6 protein-coding genes are annotated in these 6,010 nt (G+C 42.2%); 1 reads left to right on the forward strand and 5 read right to left on the reverse strand.

What is annotated here, in order from left to right; all coding sequences use genetic code 11:
• The 5 genes from AB5H98_RS12415 to AB5H98_RS12435 form a co-directional block, all read right to left on the reverse strand.
• Positions 1–485, reverse strand: a 485-nt coding sequence (locus AB5H98_RS12415; RefSeq protein ID WP_367926210.1) for an SLC13 family permease, incomplete at its 3' end; no start/stop codon positions are given.
• 41 nt (positions 486–526) lie between these two features.
• Complete coding sequence (locus AB5H98_RS12420) at positions 527–880, reverse strand: cupin domain-containing protein (RefSeq protein WP_367926211.1); 354 nt, start codon at positions 878–880, stop codon at positions 527–529.
• A gap of 66 nt (positions 881–946) precedes the next feature.
• Positions 947–1,885 carry a transketolase family protein gene (locus tag AB5H98_RS12425; protein ID WP_367926212.1) on the reverse strand — a complete coding sequence of 313 codons (939 nt, stop codon included), beginning with the start codon at positions 1,883–1,885 and terminating at the stop codon, positions 947–949.
• A gap of 2 nt (positions 1,886–1,887) precedes the next feature.
• Positions 1,888–2,805, reverse strand: a complete 918-nt coding sequence (locus tag AB5H98_RS12430) for a transketolase (protein WP_367926213.1) — start codon at positions 2,803–2,805, stop codon at positions 1,888–1,890.
• A gap of 26 nt (positions 2,806–2,831) precedes the next feature.
• A complete protein-coding gene (locus AB5H98_RS12435; RefSeq protein WP_367926214.1) occupies positions 2,832–4,376 on the reverse strand; it encodes a chromate transporter in 1,545 nt (514 codons plus the stop codon).
• 301 nt (positions 4,377–4,677) lie between these two features.
• On the opposite strand from AB5H98_RS12435, the gene AB5H98_RS12440 reads away from it, so the two are divergent.
• Entirely contained in the window at positions 4,678–5,880 is a 1,203-nt protein-coding gene (locus AB5H98_RS12440; RefSeq protein ID WP_367926215.1) for an ROK family protein, read from the forward strand.
• Positions 5,881–6,010 lie beyond the last annotated feature (130 nt).

A 6,010-nucleotide genomic window follows, 5' to 3' on the forward strand; every position in this document is an offset into this window, starting at 1 on the left:
TGCACATTGTCCTCACCAACACACCGAAGCATCGACAAAGCAATTGGAGAAAGCATCGCACAGACAACCATATTGGGAAGAAACATAGACAGAACAACTGCCACCGTAAACCAGACAATCAGTTGTTGTGTGAGAGACGGGCCAATCAGATAAAGAGACTTCAATGCAATCCTTTTATCAAGACCGGTTACAGCCCAAGAAATGCAGATTAATTCCGCACCAATCAACAGAAAAATGGTTTCATTGGCGTATTTGGTTATTAAATTTTCCATCGGAATTAAATTCAGTACTGCATTCACAACCAAAGGAATAAAGCCGGTCAATCCCACGCTTACAGGCAAAGTAACCCACCAGACACCCATCCATAACAAGGTTCCAATGGCCGCGCGTGCACTGTAAGACATTCCGAAAATTGGAACAAATAGGCAAATAGCCAAGCCAACCGGTCCCAATACAAGGAATATCGCTTTTTTACATTTTTCCATTCACATTGTCGCCCCGTTCTCACCGTTTTCTCTTGGTCACTTTACTGATACAATATCAACCCTATAAGATCCAAATCATATACCGTATTATTGACTACCGCATGCTCTTGATCAGGCTTTGTAACCAGAACATCTCCCGCTTGAACAGGGGTCCAGGTGCCATTGTCAAAGTATAGCCCTTTTCCGCTTAAAACATAGTAGATTTCTGATTCTCCTTTGTGAACATGCGTTCCAATAGAGCTTCCGGGAGGCAGGCGAAAACGCGCAAATGTTCTCCCTTTTCCCATAAAATCTGCTCCGTTTTTTTCCAAAAGATGGGTCACCTCTATTGTTCCTTCGCCACCCCATATCTGCGACAGCTCTCGTACTTCACACTGATTTTTTCGATAAATCATTTTATACCACCGCCTATCTTTGAAAAAATCTCATCTGCGGAATATAATTCCGCAGATGAGACACACTTAATTTCGAATCAACGCAGTTGCCTGTGCAGCAATATCGGCCGGCGCCAAATGATAATGCCGGATTAGATCTGAAAGAGATCCGCTGGTAATCACTTCGTCGCCAATACCCATCATTTTCATCTTGGTAGGCAATTTTTCACCAAGCGTTTCAGCCACGGCACTTCCCAAACCGCCATAGATCCGACCATTTTCTACCGTTAGCACCGCCCCGGTCTTTTGTGCACAAGCAATCGTCAGTTCCTCATCCAAAGGCTTGATGCATCCCATGTGAACCACCTGTGCCGAAATTCCCTCTTGTGCCAAAAGTTCAGCGGCTGCCAAAGCTCCACCGGTCATAATTCCCTCACTAATGATGGTAACGTCTGTACCGTCTCTCAGCAACGCGCCTTTTCCCCACTGGAATTTGTAACCTTCGTCAAAAAGCACAGGCATGTTTACGCGAGGTACTCGAAAATACACCGGTCCATCGTATTCCATCATGGCATCCATTGCACTGCGTAACTCACGGTTATCTCCCAAATCCAGAACGCGCATATTGGGCAAAGAACGCATGATAACCAAATCCTCTGCCACATTGTGCGAAGGTCCTGTTTCCGCACCTGCCAAACCGCCATGTGAACCCGGAATCTTCACATTAGCACGCGGCCAACAAATATTCATATAAATCTGATCCAAGCATTTACGCGCCGTAAAAGAAGAAATGGTAGCTGGAAACGGAATGTAGCCCACACGTGCCAAGCCGCCGGCCACGCCAAACATATTGGCTTCCGCAATTCCCACATTGAAAAAGCGTGAAGGATATTTATTTTTAAATTGAGTCACCCCTGTTGAGTTATGAAGATCCGCATCTACTACTACAATCTCTTTGTGAATCTCACCCAGTTCAGCTAATTTTGCGCCAAACTCTTCGTTGTACTTTCTTTCATAGTATTTCATACTTATACCTCCCACACTGCTTTCAAACTGCCGTTATCTGTTTTTGGCTCAATATGCAATACCCCATTGCTTTGCTTGCCGTACCTTTTGGCCAATGCTTCTAAGAGTTCTTCCGCCTTTTCTTTGGGCAGTGGTTTGGAATGCCAAGCATGGTTAAACTCACATTCGTCAATTCCCTTTCCTTTGCAAGTCTTTGCCACGATGCAAATAGGCTTTCCGTATACGTCTACATATTTTGCACAATAGATAGCATTACTTACTTCTACAACATCATGGCCGTCAACTTCAATTACATGCCAACCAAATGCTCTCATCCGATCAGCAATGGGTTCTTGGGGCATTGCCTCATGAACAAAGCTCTTTGCCTGCACACGGTTGGCATCAATGAACAAAATCAGATTGGACAATTTAAACTGTCCAGCCGACATTGCAGCCTCCCAAAACTGTCCTTCTGCAATCTCGCCGTCTCCCACAATGCAGTAAACCCGTTGAGAATCCCCTTCTTTTAAACGTAAGCCACATGCAATACCTACAGAATAGGACAAGCCAAGTCCCAAGGAACCGCCAGAGCACTCTACACCCGGCGTACAATGAATATCCAAGTGAGAAGGAAGTCCATTCACCTTTGTGTATGTAAATGTATCTTCAAATGGGAAAAAGCCTTTCATGGAAAGTGCACTATACAGAGCCGGAGAACAATGTGCCTTGCTCAGTACCAGATAATCTCTTTTATCCCACATTGGATTGCTGGGATCTACTCTCATATGCCGGAAATACAAGCAAGCCAAAATCTCCGCGATGGAAAAAGAACCGCCAATATGTCCCCAATTGGCTGCCGCCACGATATTAATGGTTTTTTCTCGAATTTCATACGCCTTATCGTTCAGGTACTGTACTTCGTTTTGTGTTAAACGTTCCATATTCTACCTCACTTCTTTCTAAATCATTACATCATCATTCCTACTGCCGTAAATACGCAGAAAGAGACCACACCACTACCGAATAGAAGTACTACATCATTTAACTTCCATTTTTTGATCATGCTAACAAAGTTAAAGATCAAAAGCGCAATCAGGAATAATGTTGCAAAAACACCGGAAATTCCATTTTTATTTGCAATATTAATCCCCTGCAGCAACAGGCTGATCACTGTAGAGATGATTGCACCACAGAAAATTGGACGAATATAAATGTCCAACAAATCAAACATTTTACTGCCTTTGAGTTTTTCAAAACCCAGCACCATCATGATACCGGCTTGGATACCGGCAAACATACCTGCGTTAGAGCCCAAAATGGAGTACAACACCGCACCAATGTAACTGTGTTCCAAGCCCTGTACAAATCCAACGCCAGTCGTGACCTTTGTAATATTGGCTCCAGGAAGCACATTGGCCACCGCATAAATCCGATTGAAGAACACTTCCGAGGAAATCGGGCCATTTGTTACAAAGAAAGCTTCCGAAATAGGAATATAGTTTCCCCAACATACAACGGAGCTCAAATATGAATCCATCGCAATTTTGAAATATTCCCCAAAAGGTGCATTCGGAACCAAAATGGGAATCAGCGCTACAACCACAAATGAAACTAAAAAGCTGACACCCCATGTAACTAACCCTTCACGTAAGTAAGGAATTTTCCCCAATTTTTGAGGAGCGGAAGTACTTTTTTGCCGATAAGAAACTACCGCTAACACCAAGGCGATTGCTACAAGCGCCCAGATGCACCAATTCGACACTGACCATTCGGCCGGGAACCAACCATTCTTTCCAACATCAATTAAATATAGAGCAATAATAGCGCCCGCCAAATAAAGTACCCACTTTTTTTGTGCAAAAGACATGATAATCACAAACAAAAATGCGGTAAGCATCAAATCCAGCATGGTGACATTAAATACCACCGGAATAGATTCCGGAATGGCAATTCCGGTCATCTTAGTAAACAAACTACGCACATTGTTTTCACAAGTCAGTAAAAATGCACCAATAAAAACAATCACGCTAATTTTGTAATAGCCATTCTTTTTCGCTTTCTGCAGTATTTTTCGTACAAACATGAACATCAAAGCAATGATGAACATAGAGCATCCTGCAATTCCCAATTCAATTTTACTGATGAAATCAGGATTGGAAAAATACAGCAATGTTAACAGAAGAAACGAAATTAAAGACGTGGGTAGCGTAACGGCAATAGCACCTAAAATTGCCGCCATCATGCCAAACCGCCGCATTAACGCGCAAATGGCAAACTTTATCGGCATTGCACCTGGAATCAAACTGTTAAAAGCCACAAACTGATAATATTCATCTTCGTCCATCCAACCTTGTTTTTCCACCAATTCCTTTTCAAAAATTGGAATAAGCGCATTACCACCGCCAAAACCAACCATACCCAATTTTGTAAATACACCAAAAATCTTCCAGTAATCTTTGGCGCTGCATTTCTTTTGAACTGCAGTGTCGGATATTGTGTTTTCCTTCTGCACCGAGAAACCCTCCTTTTGTTCATAAACGGATAAAAGTGGAACCGTCTTCCCGGGCAGGTCGTTTGAACTTTCATCCGTTTTGAATTAATGTGACACTAATGTTACTCGTAAAACTTGCTAAAGTCAATAACTTTATTTCATTTTTGTTAAAACAACCGATTATATAGAGGTAAAATTGGGCAACAACATCACAACTTTCATCCATAAAGAATAAAAGTGTTTGTAAAATCATCCACTATTTGACAAATCGATACACTTTTCATACAATAAAAAAAAGGTTAGTTAAAAGGATCGTTTATTTATGCCATTTGATTTTAAAACCATCGAATCGCTATCGGACACTGCGCGGAATGTTCTTAATCAAATTCAAAAGGATGGCCCCATCACTAAGCAAAAAATTGCGGAACAACAGCAGCTTACTATGTCCACATTGAATCGCATTCTTGCTTCTTTGGAGCAAGAAAATCTAATTATTACGTTGGGTGTTGCCGAATCAAGCGGTGGCAGACCGCCGTTACTCTATGATGTTTTTCCCAAGCGTTATGTTGTAGGGGTTTCTTTTGGTGCCCTGCGATTCAATTTAACAATTACAGACTTTAAAAATCGAGTGATTTCGGATCAGCGGTTTCCAATGGAAACAAGCTTCACTCCCGAAGAATTTGTTTCCCACGTTTCTTCGCTTATTTTTGAGCAACTTGAGGCTAACCACATCGATGCGAAAGATGTCTTGGGAATTGGGATTGGTATATTTGGAGCGCTGGATTATGAGACAGGAATTCTGACCCGACCTATTATTTTGTATTTAAATGAGCATTGGATTGGCGCCAATTTGTGCGAGCTCTTTGAAAAGGCTACCGGATATATCTGTAAGTCTGATATTTCGGTGAACGCTGCCGCATTGACTGAGCAATATTACTCTATGGGAGCTGGATATTCCAATGTATTATATCTGAACTGTGGCGTAACAATTCGTGCAGGTTTTGCATCGAATGGGCGGTTAATTCGAACAAAAGATGGACAGGACACTGCCTTTGGTCACATGGGTATCTGCATTGATGGAGAACGGTGTTCATGTGGAAACTACGGGTGTGTCGAATGCTATTCTTCGATTCATTCCATTTTAAAAAGATTCCTTTCGGCCAGTAAGCTGGGTCGAATCTCGTCCATTCGAAAAAATCCTACCGATGTAACTATTCAAGATATTTGCCAAGCAGCGGAAGAGGGAGACTTGCTATGCAGCGAGTTGCTAACCCATGCTGGTATGTGCATTGGATACGGACTTTCCAACTACATCAATTTTTTAGGGCCTGAAATTGTAATTTTTTCTGGTCTGCTCATGGATCTTTCGCCCTTGTGTTATGAAACTGCGGTAGAAACTGCCACCAAACGTGCTGTCTCTGATAATATTCGTTTTGTAAAGGCCAACCCGGAATATGATTCCATCGCGGTAGGAGCATGTACCATTTTAATTGAAAATCTCTTGACTGGAAGATTGGGTGTGTAGCTTTTTGATCAAATATAAAATGCCGTTCTTTGAACGGCATTTTTTCTTACAGAAGCATCTGTGAGGCCCTGGTGTAGGGCCAGTTAGCAGAAATTGCCAAGAGAAGGGGCAGAAGTTTCGATTTTAAAGT

Origin of the sequence: uncultured Ruthenibacterium sp. (genome assembly GCF_963558415.1) — a bacterium.
Lineage (GTDB): Bacteria > Bacillota > Clostridia > Oscillospirales > Ruminococcaceae > Ruthenibacterium.